This is a genomic window from Marinovum sp. (assembly GCF_048263515.1).
GTDB lineage: Bacteria > Pseudomonadota > Alphaproteobacteria > Rhodobacterales > Rhodobacteraceae > Marinovum.
In genome coordinates this window covers 136,721-158,121 of record NZ_JBLXEC010000004.1, presented here as the reverse complement: position 1 = coordinate 158,121, position 21,401 = coordinate 136,721, and the positions used below count along the sequence as shown (strand labels likewise).

The 21,401-nt window shown below is 65.3% G+C and carries 21 protein-coding genes; 7 read left to right on the top strand and 14 right to left on the bottom strand.

Features of this window, described 5'->3' with window-relative positions:
• Positions 1-76: 76 nt before the first annotated feature.
• Both ade and hppD read right to left on the bottom strand, forming a co-directional pair.
• Positions 77-1,774 (bottom strand): adenine deaminase, encoded by a 1,698-nt coding sequence (gene ade, locus ACN0SE_RS06115; protein ID WP_417523612.1) that lies wholly within the window; start codon positions 1,772-1,774, stop codon positions 77-79.
• A 392-nt stretch (positions 1,775-2,166) separates the two neighbouring features.
• Positions 2,167-3,264 carry a 4-hydroxyphenylpyruvate dioxygenase gene (gene hppD, locus ACN0SE_RS06110; protein ID WP_417523611.1) on the bottom strand — a complete coding sequence of 366 codons (1,098 nt, stop codon included), beginning with the start codon at positions 3,262-3,264 and terminating at the stop codon, positions 2,167-2,169.
• 137 nt (positions 3,265-3,401) lie between these two features.
• Here hppD and ACN0SE_RS06105 point away from each other — a divergent pair, with 137 nt between their 5' ends.
• Together ACN0SE_RS06105 and ACN0SE_RS06100 are read left to right on the top strand one after the other, a co-directional pair.
• Positions 3,402-3,857, top strand: a complete 456-nt coding sequence (locus ACN0SE_RS06105) for an Lrp/AsnC family transcriptional regulator (protein WP_417523610.1) — start codon at positions 3,402-3,404, stop codon at positions 3,855-3,857.
• A gap of 187 nt (positions 3,858-4,044) precedes the next feature.
• On the top strand, positions 4,045-5,922 hold the full coding sequence (locus ACN0SE_RS06100; protein ID WP_417523609.1) for a monovalent cation:proton antiporter-2 (CPA2) family protein: 1,878 nt from the start codon (positions 4,045-4,047) through the stop codon (positions 5,920-5,922).
• A gap of 94 nt (positions 5,923-6,016) precedes the next feature.
• Here the strand turns inward: ACN0SE_RS06100 and ACN0SE_RS06095 are convergent, their stop codons facing one another.
• The 5 genes from ACN0SE_RS06095 to ACN0SE_RS06075 form a co-directional block, all read right to left on the bottom strand.
• Positions 6,017-6,526, bottom strand: a complete 510-nt coding sequence (locus tag ACN0SE_RS06095) for a CarD family transcriptional regulator (RefSeq protein WP_417523608.1) — start codon at positions 6,524-6,526, stop codon at positions 6,017-6,019.
• 291 nt (positions 6,527-6,817) lie between these two features.
• Entirely contained in the window at positions 6,818-7,156 is a 339-nt protein-coding gene (gene fdxA / locus ACN0SE_RS06090) for a ferredoxin FdxA (protein ID WP_005849180.1), read from the bottom strand.
• A gap of 51 nt (positions 7,157-7,207) precedes the next feature.
• Positions 7,208-7,588: an RNA-binding S4 domain-containing protein gene (locus tag ACN0SE_RS06085; protein WP_417523607.1), complete on the bottom strand. Its 381-nt coding sequence runs from the start codon at positions 7,586-7,588 to the stop codon at positions 7,208-7,210.
• 4 nt (positions 7,589-7,592) lie between these two features.
• Positions 7,593-10,595, bottom strand: a complete 3,003-nt coding sequence (locus ACN0SE_RS06080; RefSeq protein WP_417523606.1) for a helicase-related protein — start codon at positions 10,593-10,595, stop codon at positions 7,593-7,595.
• A 28-nt stretch (positions 10,596-10,623) separates the two neighbouring features.
• The gene (locus tag ACN0SE_RS06075) at positions 10,624-11,079 is read right to left on the bottom strand and encodes a tetratricopeptide repeat protein (protein WP_417523605.1); all 456 of its coding nucleotides are present in this window, start codon (positions 11,077-11,079) and stop codon (positions 10,624-10,626) included.
• Between the two features lie 169 nt (positions 11,080-11,248).
• Here ACN0SE_RS06075 and ACN0SE_RS06070 point away from each other — a divergent pair, with 169 nt between their 5' ends.
• From ACN0SE_RS06070 to ACN0SE_RS06060, 3 genes are all read left to right on the top strand, one after another.
• Positions 11,249-11,536 carry an SCP2 sterol-binding domain-containing protein gene (locus tag ACN0SE_RS06070; RefSeq protein ID WP_417523604.1) on the top strand — a complete coding sequence of 96 codons (288 nt, stop codon included), beginning with the start codon at positions 11,249-11,251 and terminating at the stop codon, positions 11,534-11,536.
• On the top strand, positions 11,536-12,507 hold the full coding sequence (locus ACN0SE_RS06065) for an alpha/beta fold hydrolase (protein ID WP_417523603.1): 972 nt from the start codon (positions 11,536-11,538) through the stop codon (positions 12,505-12,507). The genes ACN0SE_RS06070 and ACN0SE_RS06065 overlap by 1 nt, the downstream gene beginning before the upstream one ends.
• Before the next feature lie 95 nt (positions 12,508-12,602).
• A complete protein-coding gene (locus ACN0SE_RS06060; protein ID WP_417523602.1) occupies positions 12,603-14,423 on the top strand; it encodes a M3 family oligoendopeptidase in 1,821 nt (606 codons plus the stop codon).
• 14 nt (positions 14,424-14,437) lie between these two features.
• Here ACN0SE_RS06060 and ACN0SE_RS06055 read toward each other — a convergent pair whose 3' ends face one another.
• Complete coding sequence (locus ACN0SE_RS06055) at positions 14,438-14,680, bottom strand: hypothetical protein (RefSeq protein ID WP_417523601.1); 243 nt, start codon at positions 14,678-14,680, stop codon at positions 14,438-14,440.
• Between ACN0SE_RS06055 and ACN0SE_RS06050 the strand changes: the two genes are divergently transcribed.
• Both ACN0SE_RS06050 and ACN0SE_RS06045 read left to right on the top strand, forming a co-directional pair.
• The gene (locus tag ACN0SE_RS06050) at positions 14,664-15,020 is read left to right on the top strand and encodes a YigZ family protein (RefSeq protein WP_417523600.1); all 357 of its coding nucleotides are present in this window, start codon (positions 14,664-14,666) and stop codon (positions 15,018-15,020) included. The two genes, ACN0SE_RS06055 and ACN0SE_RS06050, sit on opposite strands and share 17 nt — an antisense overlap.
• A 79-nt stretch (positions 15,021-15,099) precedes the next feature.
• A complete protein-coding gene (locus ACN0SE_RS06045; protein ID WP_417523599.1) occupies positions 15,100-15,561 on the top strand; it encodes an MgtC/SapB family protein in 462 nt (153 codons plus the stop codon).
• 1 nt (position 15,562) lies between these two features.
• Here the strand turns inward: ACN0SE_RS06045 and ACN0SE_RS06040 are convergent, their stop codons facing one another.
• The 6 genes from ACN0SE_RS06040 to xseA form a co-directional block, all read right to left on the bottom strand.
• Entirely contained in the window at positions 15,563-16,273 is a 711-nt protein-coding gene (locus tag ACN0SE_RS06040; protein WP_417523598.1) for an alpha/beta fold hydrolase, read from the bottom strand.
• A gap of 139 nt (positions 16,274-16,412) precedes the next feature.
• Positions 16,413-17,450 carry a transporter substrate-binding domain-containing protein gene (locus ACN0SE_RS06035; RefSeq protein WP_417523597.1) on the bottom strand — a complete coding sequence of 346 codons (1,038 nt, stop codon included), beginning with the start codon at positions 17,448-17,450 and terminating at the stop codon, positions 16,413-16,415.
• An 11-nt stretch (positions 17,451-17,461) separates the two neighbouring features.
• Complete coding sequence (locus ACN0SE_RS06030; protein ID WP_417523596.1) at positions 17,462-18,520, bottom strand: LysM peptidoglycan-binding domain-containing protein; 1,059 nt, start codon at positions 18,518-18,520, stop codon at positions 17,462-17,464.
• A 149-nt stretch (positions 18,521-18,669) separates the two neighbouring features.
• Positions 18,670-19,311 carry a hypothetical protein gene (locus ACN0SE_RS06025; RefSeq protein WP_417523685.1) on the bottom strand — a complete coding sequence of 214 codons (642 nt, stop codon included), beginning with the start codon at positions 19,309-19,311 and terminating at the stop codon, positions 18,670-18,672.
• A gap of 57 nt (positions 19,312-19,368) precedes the next feature.
• Positions 19,369-19,797: a VOC family protein gene (locus ACN0SE_RS06020; protein ID WP_417523595.1), complete on the bottom strand. Its 429-nt coding sequence runs from the start codon at positions 19,795-19,797 to the stop codon at positions 19,369-19,371.
• 58 nt (positions 19,798-19,855) lie between these two features.
• A complete protein-coding gene (gene xseA / locus ACN0SE_RS06015) occupies positions 19,856-21,397 on the bottom strand; it encodes an exodeoxyribonuclease VII large subunit (RefSeq protein ID WP_417523594.1) in 1,542 nt (513 codons plus the stop codon).
• Positions 21,398-21,401 lie beyond the last annotated feature (4 nt).

Below are 21,401 nucleotides of genomic sequence, written 5' to 3'. Positions count from 1 at the left end.
GCTTTGCCCCCGTCCTCGCGGGGCGAGGACTCCCCCAAGGGTATTTCCGGCAAGAGGAAGCCGCAAGGCGGGCGCGTCAGCCGGGGATGATCTCGAACTTCAGGACGTCGACCATGCCGCGGTCGGTGATTTTCAGGGCGGGGATCACCGGGAGGGCGAGGAAGGCCAGTTGAAGGAAGGGTTCCTCGAGGGTGACGCCGAGGGATTTCGCGGCGTCGCGCAGGGTGACGAGGCTCTGGTGGACCTGTTCGAAGGGGTCGAGGCTCATGAGGCCCGCGACCGGCAGGGCCAGTTCGGCGAGGATGGCGCCGTCGCGGGCAACGACAAAGCCGCCCTCGATTTCCGACAGGCGGTTGGCTGCGAGCGCCATGTCGGCATACTCCATGCCGACGCAGGCGATGTTGTGATGGTCGTGGCAGACGGTTGACGCGATGGCGCCGGCCTGCAGCCCGAAGCCGCGCACGAAGCCGGTGGCGATATTGCCGTTCCTGCCGTGGCGCTCGACCACCGCGATGCGGGCGAGATCGCGGCCGGCATCGGGGCGCTTGTCGCCGTCCTCGATGGCGATCTCCTCGGTCAGATGCTCGGTGATGATCTTGCCTTCGATGATGCCGATGACATCGGTGGCGCTGCGGTTGCCGGTGCTGCGGAAATCGGCCGCCATCACCTTGGGAGCCTTGACCGAATGGCGGCCGACGACGTCAATTGTGGTGCGGGCAGCAAAGGCCGCTTCGGTGACCTCCTGCCCGGCGCAGAAGACGCGGGCGGCGCGGCAGTCCTCGAGGCTGTCGAGCGCCACGATATCCGCGCGCAGGCCCGGCGCGATGAGACCGCGGTCCTTCAGGCCGAAGGCCTCGGCGGCGGAGAGCGAGGCAGCGCGGTAAGCGGCAAGCGGCGACACACCCTTTTCGATCAGCCGGCGGATCATGTAGTCGAGATGGCCGTGTTCGGCGATGTCGAGCGGGTTGCGGTCATCGGTGCAGAGGCACATGTAGGCGCTGGTGCGCTCGGTCAGCAGTTCGGCCAGGGCCTCGAGATCCTTGGAGACCGAGCCTTCGCGGATCAGCACGCGCATGCCCTTCTGCAGCTTTTCGCGCGCCTCGGCGGCGGTGGTCGCCTCGTGCTCGGTGCGGATGCCGGCGGAGATATAGGCGTTGAGATCGCGGCCTGACAACATCGGGCAATGGCCGTCGACATGGCCGCCCTCGAAGAGGCGCAGCTTGGCCATGGCACGGGGGTCGCGGTGGATCACGCCGGGGTAGTTCATGAATTCGGCGAGGCCGATGCCCGAGGGGTGGTTCATCACCTCCTGCAGGTCGGCGGCCTCGATCTGGGCGCCGGCGGTCTCCATGTCGGTCGAGGGCACGCAGGACGACAGCTGCACGCGGATGTCCATCAGCGTATGGGTGCTGGCCTGCTGGAAATAGCGGATGCCGTCGAGGCCGATGACATTGGCGATCTCATGCGGATCGCAGATCGCGGTGGTCACGCCGCGCGGGGCGACGCAGCGGTCGAACTCGAAGGGGGTGATCAGCGAGCTTTCGATATGCAGGTGGGTGTCGATGAAGCCGGGCACGAGGGTGAGGCCGGTGACGTCGATCACCTCCCTGCCCTCGTAATCCGCGCCGATGCCGACGATGCGGTCGCCGCAGATCGCGACGTCGCCGGGGATCATCTCGCCGGTGACGAGGCAGAAGACCTGGCCGCCGCGGAGAACCTTGTCGGCGGGTGCGTCGCCACGGCCCTGGGCGATGCGGGTTTCGAGATCTGTCATGGCGGTGCCCCCTTGGAGATTTTTCGCGACGATAGCATGTGGGGCGGCGGTGTCACGGTGCGGCGGGGGGTCAGGTGGAAGAGACGAGAGGGAGCCCCGGAACGCCGAGCCTCGGGGCGGCGATCCTGCGCGTGTTTCTGGCAGCCGCGGGCCATGCCGAAGGCATGCCTCTGGCAGGACGACGCGCGGCGGCCTGCGGCCGCTGTTGACGCGCCGGGCATGGGGACGGACGGCGGTGCCAAACCTATAGCTCGGAAAAGGCAGCCATTCGGTCTTCCCAAAGAACAACCGCGCCCCGGACTTGATCCGGGGCCTCCCGGTGACAACGACCTGACCAGAAAGCAAAAAGGCCGGGGTTACCCCCGGCCTTTTCTCCTCCCTGTCAGAGGGACTTACGACGCGACGTTCAACTCGCCGCTGTCGATCTGCTCCTGTTCGATCGACTCGAACAATGCCTTGAAGTTGCCCTCGCCAAAGCCGTCGTCGCCCTTGCGTTGGATGAACTCGAAGAAGATCGGGCCGATCACCGTTTTCGAGAAGATCTGCAGCAGGATACGCGTCTCGCCGCCGTCGACCACGCCTTCGCCGTCGATCAGGATGCCGTGTTTCTTCATCCGGTCGATCGGCTCGTCGTGGCCTTTCACGCGGTCCTTCGACAGCTTGTAATAGGTCTCCGGCGGGCCGGGCATGAACTTGATGCCGCGCGCGGCGATCTCGTCGGTGGCGTCGTAGATGTCATGCGAGCCCACGGCGATGTGCTGGATGCCCTCGCCGTTGTACTTCTTGAGATAGGCCACGATCTGGCCGGTCTCGCCCCGGTCTTCGTTGATCGGGATGCGGATGCGGCCGCAGGGCGAGGTCAGCGCGCGGGAAAACAGCCCGGTGAACTTGCCCTCGATGTCGAAGAAGCGGATTTCGCGGAAATTGAACAGCTCGCCATAGAAGTTGAACCACTTGTCCATGTTGCCCTTGAAGACATTGTGGGTCAGGTGGTCGAGGTAATAGAACCCCACGCCACGCGGCTTGGACTGGGCGATCCAGGTGAATTCCTCATTGTAGGGCGAGGTCTCGTAATACTTGTCGATGAAGTAGATCAGGCTGCCGCCGATGCCCTTGATGGCCGGCACGTCCATGGTCTTGTCGTTGCCTTCGTAGGGCTCGGCGCCCTTGGACACCGCATGCTCAAAGGCGTGCTGCGCATCGACCACGCGCCAGGCCATCGAAGGGGCGCAGGGGCCGTGCTCTTCGACGAATTTCGCGGCAAAGCTGTCGGGATCGGCGTTGATCACATAGGTGATGTCGCCTTGCTGCCAGAGCTCGATCTGCTTGGTTTTGTGGTTGGCGACATGCTCGTAGCCCATCTTGGCAAAGAGATCGCGCAACTCCTGCGGATCGGGATGGGCGAACTCGACAAACTCGAAGCCGTCGGTCCCGGCGGGGTTCTCGGCGGTGATGGTCGATTTCGGGGCGTCGTGCGGGAACGGTCCCATTGGCGTCTCCTTCTGTCTGCGTGTTGCGCTCAGAATAACGCCGAAGGTGGGGGCGATGTGCGCGTTCTGCGGCAGCCCGGGGTTCCCTTTCGCGGTAATTCCGCGCAATGTGGCCATGTTACGCGGAGATCACGCTTATGCTCGATTCTACCGATCGCAAGCTGCTGGGGCTGCTGCAGCAGAACGCCCATCTTACTGCCAACGAGCTGGGCGAGGCGCTGAACCTCTCGGCCAGCCAGGCCGGGCGGCGACGGCAACGGCTCGAGGCCGAGGGCTACATCCGTGCCTATGCCGCCAAGCTCGACGCCGCGCGCTTGGGGCTCGGGGTGCAGGCCTTTGTCCAGGTGCAGATGGCCAGCCAGCGGCCCGAGGACGCGCAGAGCTTTACCCGGCTGATGATGACGCAGCCCGAGGTGGTCAGCACTTGGACCCTGACCGGCGATGCCGATTACCTGCTCAGGGTCTATTGCGCCGACCTTGCGGCGCTCAACCGGTTGATCCACGAGGTGCTTCTGCCGCATCGCGCCGTCGCCCGGGTGCAGAGCCAGATCGTCATGGACCAGTTGAAGCAGGACGCGCCGTTGCCGCTTTGAGGGACCATGTCCCGACCCCAGTTGACCTCATCACCAAGCACACGCGTCCGCGGTCGACCACCGAGAGACCCCTGCCCGGGACATCCAGGAAATTCCGGCGAAAATAACCGGCCCGTGACCTGAACCCGCCTTGTCCTGCGCCCGCTGCACTTGCATCATGAGCCAGGCACATAAGGATACCCCGCAAATGGAAAGCTTTCTCCTCCAGGCCTCGATCTTTCTCGCCGCCGCGGTGATTGCCGTGCCGCTGGCGGCCAGGCTGGGGCTGGGGTCGGTGCTGGGTTACCTCGCTGCCGGCATCCTGATCGGGCCGGTCTTCGGTTTTGTCGGCGGGCATGAAACCCAGGAATTGCAGCACTTTGCCGAATTCGGCGTGGTGATGATGCTGTTCCTGATCGGGCTCGAACTCGAGCCGAAAGCGCTCTGGGACATGCGGCACAAGCTGATCGGGCTGGGCGGGCTGCAGATCGGGCTGTCGACGGTGCTGATCATGATCGGCGCCATGCTGCTCGGGCTGGTCTGGCAGGTGGCGCTGGCGGTGGGGTTGATCTTCGCGCTGTCGTCCACGGCGATCGTGCTGCAGACGCTCAGCGAAAAGGGCCTGATGCAGACCGGCGGGGGCCGCTCGACATTCGCAGTGCTGCTGACCCAGGACATCGCGGTGATCCCGATGCTGGCGCTCCTGCCGCTGCTGGCTGTGGTGCCGCCGGCGGTGATCCGGCCCGACGGCGCGATCACCCTGCCCGCCAAGGAGGCCGAGGAGGCCGCCCATGCCACCATGTCGCTGGTCGAGGGGCTGCCGGGCTGGGGCGTGACGCTGGTCACCTTGGGCGCGGTCGGCGCGATCATTCTGGCCGGCGTCTACTTGGTGCGGCCGATGTTCCAGTTCATCCACGCCGCGCGCCTGCGCGAGCTCAACACTGCGCTGGCGCTGCTGATCGTGGTGGGTATCGGCACGCTGATGAACATGGTGGGCCTGTCGCCGGCGCTGGGCACCTTTCTCGCCGGCGTGGTGCTGGCGAACTCGGAATTCCGGCACGAGCTGGAAAGTGACATCGAGCCCTTCAAGGGGCTGCTGCTGGGGCTGTTCTTCATCACCGTGGGCGCCGGCATCGACTTCGGCACGCTGTTCGACGCGCCGTTCAAGATCCTCGGGCTGACCGTCGCCGTAATGGCCGCCAAGGGCGCGGTGCTGCTGGCGCTGGCCCTGATCTTCGGGCTGCGCGGGCGCAATCGCTGGCTCTTCACCCTGGCGCTGGCGCAGGCGGGCGAGTTCGGCTTCGTGCTGATCTCCTTCTCGGTCAGCCAGCACATCCTGCCCATCGCCCTGTCGCAGACGCTGCTGCTGGTGGTGGCGCTGTCGATGCTGATCACCCCCCTGCTCTTCATCCTCTACGAGGTGCTGTCGCGCCGCATGGCCGAGCGCGGCGAAACCGCCGAGCCCGACGAGATCGACGAACAGGGCCCGGTGATCATCGCCGGAATCGGTCGCTTCGGGCAGATCGTCAACCGGCTGGTGCAGAGCTCGGGGTTCAAGACCGTGGTGCTCGACAACAACATGAAGACCATTGAACTGATGCGCCGCTTCGGCTTCAAGGGGTTCTACGGCGATCCCACCCGGCCCGAGCTGCTGCATGCCGCCGGGCTCAAGGACGCGCGGGTGCTGGTGGTGGCGCTCGACGATCCGGCGGCGACGCTGCGGCTGGTGACCTTTGCCCGACGTGAACGGGCCGACCTGCACATCGTCGCCCGCGCCCATGACCGCACCCATGCCTTCAAGCTCTACCAGGCCGGTGCCGACGACATCGTGCGCGAGCTGTTCGACAGCTCGTTGCGTGCCGGGCGTTACGTGCTCGAGAACATCGGTCTGACGGAATACGAGGCGGCCGAGGCGGAACGGGTGTTCTATCACCACGACCGTCATTCGGTGGCCGAGCTGGCAAAGCTCTGGCGCGACGATATCCCCTCGGTCGACAACGAGCCTTATATCGCCCGCGCCAAGGAGCTAGAGCGCGATCTCGAGGCGCTGCTGCTGGCCCAGTTGCAGAAGGATTCGGCGGCCTGAGACCCCCGCTGGCAGTTTGACCGACACATGAAAAAGCCCGCACAATCTCTTGCGCGGGCTTTCGAATTTCAGATCAGCTGTTGTCCTCGGACTCTCAGGCCGCGCGCGACAAGAGCACCTCGTCGACCTGCTTGGCCGCCGCCACTTCGTCGCCGCCGGAGACGGCTGCAACTTCGCGGGTCAGGCGCTCGAGAGCGGCTTCATAGAGCTGACGCTCGGAATAGCTCTGCTCGCGCTGTTCGTCATTGCGGTGCAGGTCGCGCACCACTTCGGCGATGGAGATCAGGTCGCCTGAGTTGATCTTCTGTTCATACTCCTGGGCGCGACGCGACCACATGGCGCGTTTGACGCGGGCCTTGCCCTTGAGCGTGCTGAGCGCCTTTTCGATCACATCGGGCGAGCTGAGCGAACGCATGCCGATCTCGGAGGCCTTGTTGGTGGGCACCCGGAGGGTCATCTTGTCCTTCTCGAAGGAAATCACGAACAGCTCCAGCGGGATGCCTGCGATTTCCTCCTTGTCGATCGACACGATCTGGCCCACACCATGGGCCGGATAGACGACATAGTCGTTCGGGCGGAACTCGTTTTTCTTCGATTTGGTCATGCAGTCCTTCCTCGCATGTTCCCACGCCTCACGCGACAAAAGAACCGGACGGGGATTTTCATCTCCGTTCCCGGTTTCAACAATGCCGTGTTCAGGCGAACAGGTGCAGACGATCCTGTTCTGAGTGAGAAGAGTAAATCATATGACAGGAATATAGCACGAAAAGGATGCGATTTCCAGCATATTTCCGTGATCAGACGGATTACCCCTCTGATCGCAAGTGCTTATGCGGCGCAGTTCAGGCGCTTTCGAACCGCTTTGACGGGCTGCGCCCGAATCGCTGACGCAGGGTCAACCGCCTTCGCCGGGCGCTTCCGAGAAGTACTTCTCGAGCTTGCCCTCTTCGCCGTCGCGTTCCTCGGCCTCGGGCAGCGGGTCCTTCTTGGTGATGATGACCGGCCAGAGCTCGGAGTACTTGCGGTTGAACTCGACCCATTTCTCCATGTCCGGTTCAGTGTCCGGGCGGATCGCATCGGCGGGGCATTCCGGTTCGCAGACGCCACAGTCGATACATTCGTCGGGGTGGATCACCAGCATGTTCTCGCCCTCGTAGAAGCAATCCACGGGGCAGACCTCGACACAGTCGGTGTATTTGCAGGCGATGCAGGCATCGTTGACGATATAGGTCATGAGACGAGTCTTTCTTGCTGACGCGGGTGTTTGCTAATCCAGCAAGCCGGATCATTCAAGCGTGCGTCGGCGGTTAAGATCAAGGTTGCGACGATCCTGCTTGGTCGGGCGACCTTTTCCCTCGTAGGCCGGATTCGGCGGCAGCCTGTCCTCTTTCGGGGCCTCCGGCGGTGACAGGTCTTCGTAAAGCGCCTGAGCCTCGGCCGCGGGGCCGCGCCGCGCGCCAAGCGCCAGAATGCGGATGATCCGCACGCGCTTGGCCTGGACGAAGGTCAGGACATTGCCGGGGCTGACGGTCCGGCCGGGTTTCGACACCCGCGTGCCGTCAACCCGCACCCCCTCGGTCGAGACGGTGCGGGCGGCCAGGGTACGGGTCTTGAAGAACCGCGCCTGCCAGAGCCATTTGTCCAGCCGGAGCTTGTCGGCGGACAAGGGCTCAGCCCTTGTCCTTGAGCCCCATCAGAGCGGCGGCAAAGGGGTTGTCCGGATCGATCCGGTCCTTCTTTTCCGGGCGCGACTGATAGGTCTTGGCGCCCTCTTCACGCCGCGGGCCCTTGCCCTTCGCGCCTTTGGGACCCCTACCCTTGCCCTCGCCACGGTCGCTGCGCCGGCCCTTGCCCTGCGGCTTGCCACCGTCGCGCTCACCGCGTGCACCGCCCCGCGGCTTGCGGTCGCCGCGCGCGTTGCGACCCCAGGTGAAGGTGTAGAACACCTCCATCTCGGGTCCGGCCTCTTCCTTGTCGGGGGTCTCGCCGGGGGCCAGTTCGCCTGCCGCTTCGTCGACCACCGGGATCGGGTCTTCGTTGGCTTCCAGCTCGGAGGGCGCGACGGTTGCGGCCGCCTCGGTGCTGTCGGTGGCCATGGCCGCCGGAACTTCCTCGGTGGCCTCGGGAATGTCGGGTGTCTCGCTGGGCTCGACAGGCTCGGCCTCGGCCGCAGGATCGATCTGCGGCGCGGCTTCGGTGCCGGGCGCTGGCTCGGGCTGGGCCACGTCCATCACCGGGGTGTCGGGCGCGACCGGTTCGTCACCGGCCTCTTCCACCACAACCGCGTCGGCAGGCTTCACCTTGGCGCGTTCGCCCTTTTCGGCGCGGTAGCCAAGTCCCTGCATCAGATCGGCAAATTGCTCGAGCGTCATGCCGGTGATCGACAGCATGTCGGCCTTGGCTTCAAAGCCGCCGCGGGTGTCCTCGGCGCGCAGCATGTCGGCCAGACGTTCAAGCATGTCGATGCGGATCGCCCGGGCGCCGGCCTTGCGATAGCCCGACATGGTGTCGGCGCCTTCGGGGGCACCCTGATCGGAGGGCACGGTCACCAGACCCGGCGGCGGTGCCTCGGGGAAAGCATCGAGCCCCTGCCAAAGCGACCAGAGCACCAGCCGCAGACGGGTCGGCGCGGGTTTCAAGAGCAGCGGCATGAAGATGGTGAACTGGCCGAAGCGCACGCCATGCTTGCGCAGCGCGCCACGGGCATCCTGATCGAGCGCCTTGACGTCGTCGGCCACCTTGGCACGCGGCAGCACGCCGAAGTTCTCGACCATCTGGAAGGCAAAGCCCTTGGCCAGACCGCTCAGCGCCTCGTCGCGGCCGAGCGCGACCAGCGGCTCGAACAGCGTGGCGATCTTGCGGTCGATGAAGTGCTGCAGGCGGCGCTGCACCTTCTGCGCCACATCCGGACCGGCTTCGTCATCGACGAAGGCCTTGACCTCGGGCTTCAGTGGCTCGCTGCCCTTGACCAACTTGCCGACCGCCTGGTCGCCCCACATGAGGCCGCCCTGCTCGGTATAGTCGATCTCGGTATCGGGCGCATTGTAGAACCGGTCAGCCCGCAGGTGGAAATGCGGGGTCAGGGCCTGAAGCGACGCCGCCTTGAGCGTCTTGGCCTCCTGACCTGTTGCATCCTTGTCCTGCCGGAAGCGGAACCCCTCAAGACGGCCGACGAATTCACCTTCGACAGTCACTTCACCGTTTTCGTTCACATCGGCCAAGAGGGCCTCCTTCTGTTTCAACCGCCGCAAAAGCACGGATGTGCGGCGGTCAACAAATCTCTGGGTCAGACGGTCGTGCAGCGCATCCGACAGCCTGTCTTCTACAGCGCGCGTCACCCCGCGCCAATGGCTTTCGTCAGCGACCCAACCCTTTCGTTGAGCCACATAGGTCCAAGTGCGGATATATGCCAACCGTTTCGACAATGTGTCGATATCGCCGTCCGTGCGGTCGATCCGTCGCACCTGTCGCGCCAGCCAGTCATCGGGTACCTTTCCGCTCTCGTGCAGATTGCCGAAGATAACCCCCAGAAGCCCCGCATGTTCCGCATGAGATATGCCGCGGAAGTCGGGAATGCGGCAGACGTCCCACAACAGCTTGACCGACTGCGGGCTGGACGCGCGGGCAAAGACCAGATCGTCCTGCGCCAGGGTGCGCAGGGTGCGCAGGTCATCGGCCTCGCGCGCCTTGAGCAGGATCGGGTCTTCGGGCGGTTTTTCAAGCGAGGCGATCAGACGGTCGATACTGCCGAACTCCAGCGCCGCGTTGCGCCATTGCAGCTTTTTCAGCGGGGTGAACTGGTGGTCGCAGATCGCATCGACGACGCCTTCGTCGAGCGGCGGCGCCTCGCCGGTCACGCCGAAGGTTCCGTCGCGCATGCCGCGCCCGGCGCGCCCGGCAATCTGGGCCAGTTCGTTGGGGGCAAGCGGCCGCATCCGGCGGCCGTCGAACTTCGACAAGCCGGAGAATGCCACGTGGTTCACGTCGAGGTTCAGCCCCATGCCGATGGCATCGGTGGCCACAAGGAAATCGACATCGCCGTTCTGGTAAAGATCGACCTGCGCATTGCGGGTTCGGGGCGACAAAGCCCCCATGACAACCGCCGCACCACCCTTCTGGCGCCGCAGCAGCTCGGCAATCGCATAGACATTCTCAATCGAAAAGCCGACCACGGCGCTGCGTGCCTGCAGTCGGCTTATCTTTTTCGAACCAATGTAGCTCAGCTGGCTCATCCGCTCGCGGCGCAGGAACTCGACGCCCCGGACCAGCGCCGCAATCGGCCCGCGCATGGTCTCGGCGCCCAGAAACAGCGTCTCGTGGGTGCCGCGCATGCGCAGCAGACGGTCGGTGAAGACATGGCCGCGCTCGGGATCGGCGCAAAGCTGGATTTCGTCGATGGCGACGAAATCGGTGCCCATGACTTCGGGCATCGCCTCGACGGTGCAGACCCAATAGGCGGCGCGCGGTGGCACGATCCGCTCTTCGCCGGTGACCAGCGCCACCACGCCGGGGCCTCTGATGGCGACGATCCGGTCATAGACCTCGCGCGCGAGCAGCCGCAGGGGCAGCCCGATGATGCCGGACCGATAGCCCAGCATCCGCTCGATGGCGTAATGGGTCTTGCCCGTGTTCGTGGGCCCAAGGACCGCTACGGTCCGCTGTTCCATCGCCATCCCGTGTCTCCCGGGGGTTGTTCGTTGTTCAGATTTCGCGGCCGCGGGCGGCAACCAGCAGACGCTCGACGCCGCTTTGTGCCTCGGCGTCGTGGGGGTTGAGCGCGAGCACCATTTCGTAGCCGCGCAGCGCCCGGTCTTCCTCGCCCAGCGTCTCGAAGATCACCGCGAGCCCGCGCAGCGCGCCGAAGTGATCGGGATTGAGCCGCAGGGCCATCTCCAGATCCCCCAGCGCCGGACCGATCCTGCCGGCGTTGAAATAGGCCATGGCCCGCATGTGATACCCCTCGGCAAAGCCCGGCGCATGGTCGATCAGCGCGGTGAAATGCTCGGTCGCGGCCTCGAGATCCTCGACATCCATCGCATCGCGGCCACGCTTGAGCAGCAGGTCCATCGCCGCCGACCCGCTTTTTGACCATTCGCGGCTGATATCACTGACCAGCCGCCCGGCCTCGGCCGGTTCGGCCTCGCGCAGCTGCTGCAACAGGCTCTCGACATCCTGGGCGCGTACACCCGACGGTAGGGAATACGTGACTAGGATGAGAAATGCCGCAACGCTACATTTGATGTGCTGTCTGATCGTGACCATAGTGCCAGTAATGTAGCGCAGCGGGCCCGGAATACCACCCGCGATCAGACAAAGGAGCGTGCAAATGAGTGACGTGGTTGCCGAGGCCGTGAAGGCCCTCAATGCAAAGATCGACGGTGGATTCGACGGTGTCGCCAAGTTCGTCATCGAAGACGAAGGCGCGATCATGGTCGACGGTGATGGCGCGCGCGCCGGCGACGACGAGGCCGAGGTCACGATGACCGCCGATGCCGATACCTTCGAGTCGATCCTGTCGGGCGATCTCGACCCCACCGCCGCCTTCATGTCGGGCAAACTCGCCGTGGATGGCGACATGGGCACCGCGATGAAGCTGGGTCAGGCGCTCTCCTGATGACCCTCTCGCCAGCGCCCTATTTCGAAGACATGGCGCGCGGCCCCAAGGGCGGGCGCTGCTTCTGGCTGACGACCGAGGACGGCAAGCGCATTCGCATTGGCCATTGGCCGACCGCGGCCAAGCCGCAGGGAAGCTTCCTGATCTTTCCCGGTCGTACCGAATATGTCGAGAAATACGGGCTGCTGGCGAGCGACCTTTCTGCCTTGGGCTACGAGGTCGTTGCCGTCGACTGGCGCGGCCAGGGGCTGGCCGACCGGCTGCTGCCTGATGCACGCGTCGGCCATGTCGACGTCTTCGACGATTACCAGCGCGACGTGCGTGCCGTGCTGGACGCCCTGCCCCAGCTGAGCCTGCCCAAGCCCCTGTTCCTGCTGGGCCATTCCATGGGCGGCTGCATCGGCCTTCGGGCGCTCTACAACGGTCTGCCGGTGAGGGGCGCGGTCTTTACCGGGCCGATGTGGGGCATCCGCATCGCCGGCGCCGTGCGCCCCGCCGCCTGGGCCATGGGCTGGACCAGCCGCAAGCTGGGCTTTTCACATTTCTACGCGCCCTCGACCGGATCGGCGAGCTATGTCGCCACTGCGCCCTTCGAGGACAACGTGCTCACCCGCGACCCCGAAATGTTCGACTACATGCGCGGGCAGGTGCTGGAGCACCCCGAGCTGCAACTGGGCGGCCCCTCGCTGCATTGGCTGCACGAGGCGCTGCGCGAATGCCGCGCCCTGGCCACCCTGCCGCCGCCGAAACTGCCCTGCGTCACATTCCTCGGCAGCAACGAACGCATCGTCAGCGTGCCGGAAATCCACAGCCGCATGGCCAACTGGCCGCAGGGCCGGCTCGAGGTGATCGAAGGCGGCGAGCACGAGGTGCTGATGGAGGATGCCGCCACACGGCAGCATATCTTCGAGGTCACCTGCCACCATTTCGAGGAGACCTTGCTGGCCAAACCCCGGGCCGCCACCGCCTGAGGGCAGGCTGACGCCGGGCCAGCGCCGCCAGCTTCCCTTGAACCTTGCACCCTGCCGGGCTTATCTGTGTCCAACCAGAACAGAAGGCCTATTTCATGCTGCACCTCCCCTTTCCCGTCCGTGACGCCCAAGCAGGCGGCGGCGCGCGCGACCTCGGAAATCTGCCCGAATGGGACCTGACCGATCTCTATGCCTCCGAAGACGCCCCGGAACTGGCGCGCGACCTCGACTGGCTCGAAAAGGAATGCGCCGCCTTTGCCGCGGACTACGAAGGCAAGCTCGCCACGCTCTCGGCAGAGGAGTTCCTGACCTGCGTCCAGCGCAACGAAAAGATCAGCGCGATCGCCGGCCGCATCATGTCCTTTGCAGGGCTGCGCTATTACCAGCAGACCACTGATGGCGGGCGCGCCAAGTTCATGTCGGATTGCCAGGAAAAGATCACCGACTACACCACCCCGCTGGTGTTCTTCACGCTGGAACTCAACCGACTCGAGGATGATCACCTCGCCGGGTTGCTGGACCAGAACCGCGATCTCGCCCGCTATGCCCCGGTCTTCCGCCGCATCCGCGCGATGAAGGATCACCAGCTCTCCGACGAGCTGGAAAAATTTCTGCATGATCTCGGCGTTGTCGGAGACGCCTGGGAGCGGCTCTTTGACGAGACCATCGCCGGGCTGCAATTCGAGGTCGACGGCGAAGAGATGGGCATCGAGGCGACGCTCAACCTGCTGACCGAACAGGACCGGTCCAAGCGCGAGGCCGCCAGCCGTGAACTGGCGCGCGTCTTCGAGGACAACATCAAGATTTTCGCCCGCGTCCACAACACGCAGGCGAAAGAGAAAGAGGTTATCGACCGCTGGCGCAAGATGCCCTCGCCTCAGGCCGGTCGGCACCTGTCGAACGACGTGGAACCCGAGGTCGTCGAGGCGCTACGCAATGCGGTTGTCGCCGCCTACCCACGCCTGTCGCACCGCTACTACGCGCTCAAGGCAAAATGGCTGGGGCTCGACCGCATGCAGGTCTGGGACCGCAATGCGCCGCTGCCGATGGAAGAGACCAGGATTGTCGGCTGGGACGAGGCGCGCGAGATTGTGCAGGAGGCCTATGCCGGGTTTGATCCGCGCATGGCCGAGCTGTCAGAGCCCTTCTTCACCGACGGCTGGATCGACGCCGGGGTCAAGCCCGGCAAGGCGCCCGGCGCCTTTGCCCACCCCACGGTCACCGATGTTCACCCCTACGTCATGCTCAACTACCTCGGCAAACCGCGCGACGTGATGACGCTCGCGCATGAGCTGGGCCACGGCGTGCACCAGCGGCTGGCGGCGGATCAGGGCGAGATGCTGTCCTCGACCCCGCTGACCCTGGCCGAGACAGCGAGCGTCTTCGGCGAGATGCTGACCTTCCGCAAAATGCTTGAAAAGGCCGAGACCAAGGAAGCCCGCAAGATCCTCCTCGCCGGCAAGGTCGAGGACATGATCAACACCGTGGTCCGGCAGATCGCCTTCTACGATTTCGAGTGCAAGCTGCACGACGCCCGTCGCGGCGGCGAGCTGACGCCAGAGGATATCAACGCGCTCTGGATGTCGGTGCAGGCCGAGAGCCTGGGGCCGGTCTTCGACTTCATGGAGGGCTACGAGACCTTCTGGGCCTATATCCCGCATTTCGTGCATTCGCCCTTCTACGTCTATGCCTATGCCTTCGGCGATGGCTTGGTGAACGCGCTTTATGCCGCCTACGAGGCCGCGCCCGAGGGTTTTCAGGAGAAATACTTCGACATGCTCAAGGCCGGCGGCTCCAAGCACCACAAGGAGCTGCTCGCCCCCTTCGGCCTCGACGCCTCGGACCCGGCCTTCTGGGACAAGGGCCTGTCGATGATCGAAGGCTTCATCGACGAACTGGAAGCGATGGAAGACTGACAAGGTGCGGTGGGTCACTCGGGTGTCGCAAACTCGGTGACCCTCACGACCGCCGCGCCCTTGGCCGGCCTTGCACTGGCGTATTTTGGAAAGAGAAGAAGCAGCAGGGCCTTCTTCTCTTCGGCAAATACGCCAGTGCCATCCATGACACGGGCCGCTCGGGTCAAGAACAGGGCGGCCGCGGTGACACGGGCGGCCTGCCCCTCGACATTTTGCCTTCGAACCCCGCACGGATCGCCCATGTTGACGCTCGACAATATCCTCACCGACAAGGGCTCGAAATACGCGGTCTCGGGCGCGCCCTGCCGTTCCGAGCAGGAGGCAAAGGCGCTGCTCAAGGCGCTGAAGACGAACAAGAAGTTCGCCAAGGCCACCCATAACACCTGGGGGTTGCTGCTGGGCGAGACGCCGATCAAGGCCGATGACGGAGAAAGCGGCGCCGGCAACGTGATCCTGCGCATGCTCGAACGCGACGAGATCTGCAATCACCTGGTCGTGGTCACCCGCTGGTACGGCGGCAAGCATCTGGGCGGCGACCGATTTCGCCACGTGCAGACCGCCGTGCGCACCTATCTCGAGGCCGCCGGTCTGGTCTGAGCCGCGATTTCTCGGACCCAAAGCGCTTTTCGGGTGTTAGACTGGTCATGACCCGTCCAGAACCAGCCGGAAAAGCCAGATGATCGACACCCAGACCTTCCTGTTGCGCGCTGCCGTCGCGGTGATCCTCGGCGGCATCATCGGCATTGACCGCGAGATCAAGCGCAAACCGCTGGGCCTGCGGGCCTACATGCTGGTGTCGCTCGGCGCGGCGGCGGTCTGCATGATGTCGATCAACATGGCGGCCAAGGCCGAGGTTGACGGCCTCGCCTTCGACCTGTCGCGCGCGGTACAGGGCATCGTCGGCGGCATCGGCTTTCTCGGCGCCGGCGCCATCATCAGCCGCAACGAGACCGGCCGGCTGCGCGGCGTGGCCTCGGGCTCGGCGATCTGGCTGGTGGGCGTGGTGGGCATCGGCGTGGGCTTTGGCCTGCTGATCGAATCCGCCGTCATCGCCATCGCCGCGACGCTGATTCTGACCGTCGTCGCCGAGGCGCGCAACGGCAGTGATTTCGACAAGGGCACCAGCCCCGACACCTGATCTATTGCAGCACGAAGGGTTGCCGCTGCCAGGCCCTGAGCGCATTGATCACCGCTTCGGGCTGTTCCAGCGCCGCCATGTGACCGGCGCCTTCGATCACCTCGAGCTTGGCATAGGGGATCAGCGTCGCCAGGAACTGGTGGCGTTTCACCGGCAGCGCCGCGTTCTCGGCCCCGCAGAGGATCAGCGCCGGCACCTTGCATTTCCGCATCACCGCCTGCTGGTCCTTGCGCCGCATCATTGCCCGGCTTTGCCGCGTGTAGATATCGGCGCCCAGGTGCATCCCCATGTCGAGCGCCAGCGCCATGACATCGCTGCGATAGGGCGACACGGCGAGACCGGCGGTCGAAAGGTCCTCCTGCAGCACCTCGCGCAGCCGCCCGGTGCGGGCGCGGATGATCCGGGCTTCGCGCGCCGAGGCGTCCTGCGGTGTCTCGGCCAGCGGCGAGGCGTCGATAAGGGCGATGCGCGTGACCCGCTCGGGCGCGCGGCGCATCAGCTCCATCGCCACCACGCCGCCAAATCCCATGCCGGCGACGCCGAATTTGGCCGGGGCGGCGGTCAGGATGGCCGAGGCGATCTCTTCGATGCGTTCGCCCTGGGTGACCGGGGCCAGCATCACCGGCGTGTCATAGCTCAGCGCCGCGACCTGCGGTCCGAAGACCCGCGCGTCACACATGAATCCCGGCAATAATACGAGCGGTTCACGCATTGCTTGGGCCCCTGCTCTCTCATATCCGCCCCGCGTTGGCCGCGAGGTCCCGGGCAGAGCCTATCGCAACGCGCCGCGAATGACAGCGGGGAATCGCCGGTCGGCCCCGCCACAGGTGGGCTTTCGCCGATCCCCGGGGTCAGGAGCCTTGCTGCATCCGGTCCCAGAACACCGCCAGGTGCCGCGCCACGATCTCGTTGTAGCGCGCGCTCTCCTTCAGCGCCGCCAGCCCGGCGTTCACCCGGTAGAGAAAGGTCGTGCCGCGCCAATGGGTCTTGGAGATCACCACATGCAGCCCCTCGGTCGACAGCGGGCGTTCCAGCGGCACCACCTTGCCGCGCAGCCCCATGGCATCGAGCGTATTGGCGCCGAGAAAGACGTTCACTGTCACCGCATCGACCGTGCCGGCGGTGAGCAGATCGAAACAGGCCTGCGGGCTCTCGGCCCGGACCAGGGTGATCAGCCCTTGGCTCAGCCAGTTGCGGCCGTCACGGTCGAGATCATGGGTGAAATAGCCCTTGGGCCGGCAGAGCGTTTTGCCAAGGATGTCGGCGTCGTCGGCAAAGTCGAAGCTGTCATCCGCCCGCACGAAGAGCATGATCAGGATCTCGACCAACGGATCGGAGAAATGGAAATTGGCGCAACGTTCGTTGTCGGGCGTGGCCGCGCAGTCGGGCTTGAGCCAGGGAAAGCCCATGTCCACCTGCTTGTCATCGAGCAGCGGAAACAGGTGTTTCGACCAGTCATCCTCCCAGACGATGGCATAAGGCACCGGCGCGGGCGCGCTTTCCAGCGCGGCGTTGACCAGTTCGGTCGCCATGCCCTGGCCGGGCCAGTCGGTGTCGGTAAAGGGCGCGTAGTTCGAGCCGGTCAGCAGCACCATCTCGGCATCGGGGCGTTGCAGCGGCGTCGCATCCTCTGTGACGGGCGCTGCCTGCCCCGGCGCGCAGGGCACGTAGATTTCGGTGCCCGGCACCAGCTTGAAGGTGTTGTCCTCGAGCAGCGCCTGGTTGGCATAATAGATCAGCGTCCATTGCTCGTGGTCGCCGTAGCTCTCCTTCGCTAGCGAAAAGAAGGTATCGCCGACCTCGACCTGCCGCGTTTCGTTGCAGCCGGCCTGCGCCGCGCCGGTGCCGAGGATCAGACCGAAGACAGCCGCCGCTGCGCCGTATCGCAAACCGCCTATGCTCAGAACCCCGCCCAGAGACGCGACAGATGCGCCTCGATGATTGTGGTATAAGCGCCCGAGGCCCGGATCTCCGCGAGGCCCGAGTTGAACCGCGCGATCAGCGCCTCGGCCTGCGGGTTGCCGCGATGGGCCACCAGGTGCAGCGTCTCGATCGACAGCGGCCGCGCGCCCAGAACCTCGACCCGGTCGCGCAGGCCCATTTGCGCGATCAGAAGCCGCCCGGTAAATTCGTTCAGCGCCACGACGTCGGCCGCGCCGGTGGTCAGCTGGTCAAAGCAGGCCTCGGCGCTGGCAGGCTGCACCAGCGTCATTTCGGTGCCCTCCAGCCAATCCACCGCCCCGAACCCGCGCGGCCGGCAAAGCCGCAGCCCGGCGAGGTCAGCCGGCGTGGCGAAGGTCAAGCCGCTGTCACTGTTGGCAAAAATAAGCACCAGCATCTCGAACATCGGGTCGGAATAGAGGTACTCCGCGCAGGCACCAGTGCCGTCGCAGGCCGGTCTGATCCAGGGAAAGGCCAGATCCGCCATGTCCGTTGACAGCATCGGGTCGAGATGCGCCGCGCGGTCGTTGATCCAGAAAATCCTGTGGTCTGCGCCCTCGGACGCGGCCAGTGCCCGCTCCACCACCTCGGTCATCATGCCCGCCGCCGGCTCGGCCCGGTCGGTGAAGGGCGGATAGCCGTCGCCCGCCAGAAGGCGCAGGGTCGGGCCTGGCGTTGTTGGTGCCGGTTTGGCGGTGTCCGGCGTCGGTGTATCAGCCTGCGTCACCGGCGTACCGCCGGGCAGGCCTGTTGGCATGCCGTTGATGCAGCTCAGCCTGAGCTGCTGCCCGGTGCGGATGTTGTTGGCGGCTGCGCCAATGCTGGCAGCGTTGTTGCTGTGGATCGCGGTCCACAGGGCGGCGTTCTGGTACATCCGGTCGGCAATGTCCGAGAGGCTGTCGCCCGGTTGCACCGTGTAAACACCGCCGCAGGTCTCCTGCGCCCGGGTGGACTGCGCCGCAAACGTAGAAAAAAACGCCATCGCCCCGACGGCAAGCAATCGTGAAAAACTGGACATGAAATTCCCCTAGATATGGTGGTAATTTCCTGCATCTGGGGGTTTGGGTCAACGATATTACCAGACGTAGTGGCAAAGCCTTCGGTGTATTGAACAATCTTCCCGGTTTCCGCGCGGACGGGCCGCGTCAGCCGGCGAATCGTGGCGCCTCAGCACATGACGCTGGGTCCGGCCGTTTCATCCCCCGGCAGCCGCAAACCGCGGAACGGCGGGAAATCGGCATAGCGCGCCTGCCGCTCGGAGAGGCTTTCGTCAGGGTCTTCGCCTCGGCGCAAGAGCGTGCCGCGCGGGGTGATGTAGCTCGAGATCGTCTTCCAAGGCCGGGGTCGCCAGGACACGTTGAAGGCGCAAAGCTTGGGAAAGAACCAGATCTCGGAATAGTCGATGTGATCGTGCAGCCACCACGCCAGATCGCGCCAGTCGCGCCCGGCGTCGTAGCGATCGGCGAACCAGGGGATCACCAGGCTGGCCCCGGCCACCGGCACCTCGGCGATGTCCCAGATGTGGCATTCCAGCGGGTTGTCGTTGCGGGCGCAGTTGAGCCGGTTGTCATTGCCGAACTGGTTGAGTTCGGGCGAGCGATAGCCCGACCGCACCGCCACCCGGCCGAAGGTCTCTTCCAGCGGGTCGAGCAGCTGCGTGCAAAGCGCCCGCCCCCGGTCGACCGCCAGATCGGGGTTCTCAGGGATATTCGGAATGCGGTGGATATTGCCGATCTCCGAATAAAGAAACTCCCGCATGTAGAAATACCGGCTGAGACGGACCCGCCCCAGCGTCTCGAGGCTCCACATGCTGGCGGGTTTGCGCATCAGCGCGGGCTGCCACTGCCTGCGGTCACGGCCAAGTCCTCAGCCATAGCCGTTCCAGCAGAATGCCCCGTCTTCCGCCAGTGGAGAAAAGGGATTGAAGGTCACCTCCCAGATATTGCCTTCGGGATCGGCGAAATACCCGTGGTAGCCCCCCCAGACAGCCTCTTGCGGCGTTTTCAGAACCGTGGCGCCAGCCGCCTCGGCCCGTTGCATCAGATCGTCCACCTCCTCCTTGCTGCGCAGGTTATGCGCCAGGGTGACAGCGCCACGACCCAGGGTACCCGGGGCGACGCCGATATCCTCGGCCAGGGCCGCGAGCGGATAGAGCCCCAGCGTCTGGCCGATCAGGTCGAAAGCAACCACCTCGTCAGGCGATTCGGCACGCTCCCAGCCCAGCCGTTCGTAAAAGGCCGCCGTGGTGGCCATGTCCTGCACGCCAAGGGTGATCAGGGATACGCGCTGTTCCATCGTGGACTCCAAAGGTTGACACTTCGTGAACGTAACATGAACATCAACTGATGTCCGGTCAAAAAAGCGAGCCCTGTTCCGGCGGCTTGCGCGCCGGTTTGCTGCGTGCGGCTTTGCCCGCGCCCAGCTTCAGCCGGCCATCGGCAAATTCGATCTCGAGGCCTGTGGTCTCTTCGGCTGCGGCCTTGGTGGTGACCACCCCGGCGTCGCCGCGCACCACCGCGTAGCCGCGCGCGAGGGTCGCGCGGTAGCCCAGGGTTTCGCGCAGCCGGTCGGTGGCCTCGAGCCGTTTACGCAGGTCGGAAATCTGGCGTGAACCTGTTTCGGCGAAACGTGAAAAGACGCGCTCAAGTCGTTCTTTCTGAACGTCAATATCCTTTTCGACCGCGCGCGTCGACAGGCGCAATCCGGCCAACCGCTCGGCCTTGCGCGTCACCGCCCGGTCCAGCGCCGGGGCCAGCCGCGCCGAGAGGTGATCCAGCCGCTGGCGGTCATTGGCCAGCATCCGCCGCAGCGAAGACGGTTGCAGCGCACCGGAGCGGTCTGAGAGCATCACCCGCCGCCGCGCCACCCCGCGCTCCAGAGCGACAGGCAGCCGGTCGCCCCAGGTGTCGAGCCGCTGCCGCGGCCCCTCCACCAGTGTCTCGGCCCGTGGCAAGGCGCGCGCCAGGTCACGGAGCCGCTGGCTGCGCTGCGACAGCCCGCCGGTCAGCGCCTGCGCCAGCCGCCCGCCCTGTCCTTCGAGCCAGGCCAGCAGCTCCAGCCGCACTGGCACCGCCATTTCCGCAGCGGCCGTGGGCGTCGGCGCGCGGCGGTCGGCGACGTGGTCGATCAGCGTGGTGTCGGTCTCGTGGCCCACCGCCGAGATCAGCGGAATGTCCGAGGCCGCCGCCGCGCGCGCCACGATTTCCTCGTTGAAGCCCCAGAGATCCTCGATCGAACCGCCGCCGCGCGCCACGATCAGCAGGTCGGGCCGCGGCAAGGCGCCGCCGGGGGTCATGGCGTTGAAGCCATGGATCGCGCGGGCGACCTCTGGCGCGCAGCTGGCACCTTGGACGGCGACCGGCCAGATCAGCACCTTGCGCGGGAAACGGTCGCGCAACCGGTGCAGGATATCGCGGATCACCGCCCCGCTGGGAGAGGTGACAACTCCAATGATCTCAGGCAGATACGGCAGCTTCTTCTTGCGATCCGCGGCAAAGAGCCCCTCGGCCTCGAGCAACGCCTTGCGCTTTTCCAGCATCGCCATCAGCGCGCCGACGCCGGCCGGTTTGATGTCTTCGATCACCATCTGGTATTTCGACTGGCCGGCAAAGGTGGTCACCCGGCCGGTGGCCACGACCTCCATGCCTTCCTCGGGCAAGGTGGTCAGCCGCGCCGCCACGCCCTTCCAGACCACGCCGGAGATCACCGAGCGATCATCCTTCAGATCCAGATAGATATGGCCCGATCTTGGCCGCGACACCCGGCCGACCTCGCCGCGGATGCGGACATGGCCGAACTCGCCCTCGATCACCCGCTTGATTGCGCCCGAGATCTCGGAAACGCTGAATTCCGGCGCGTTCAACCCGTCGGGGGCATCATCAATCAGGTCGGACATCGGG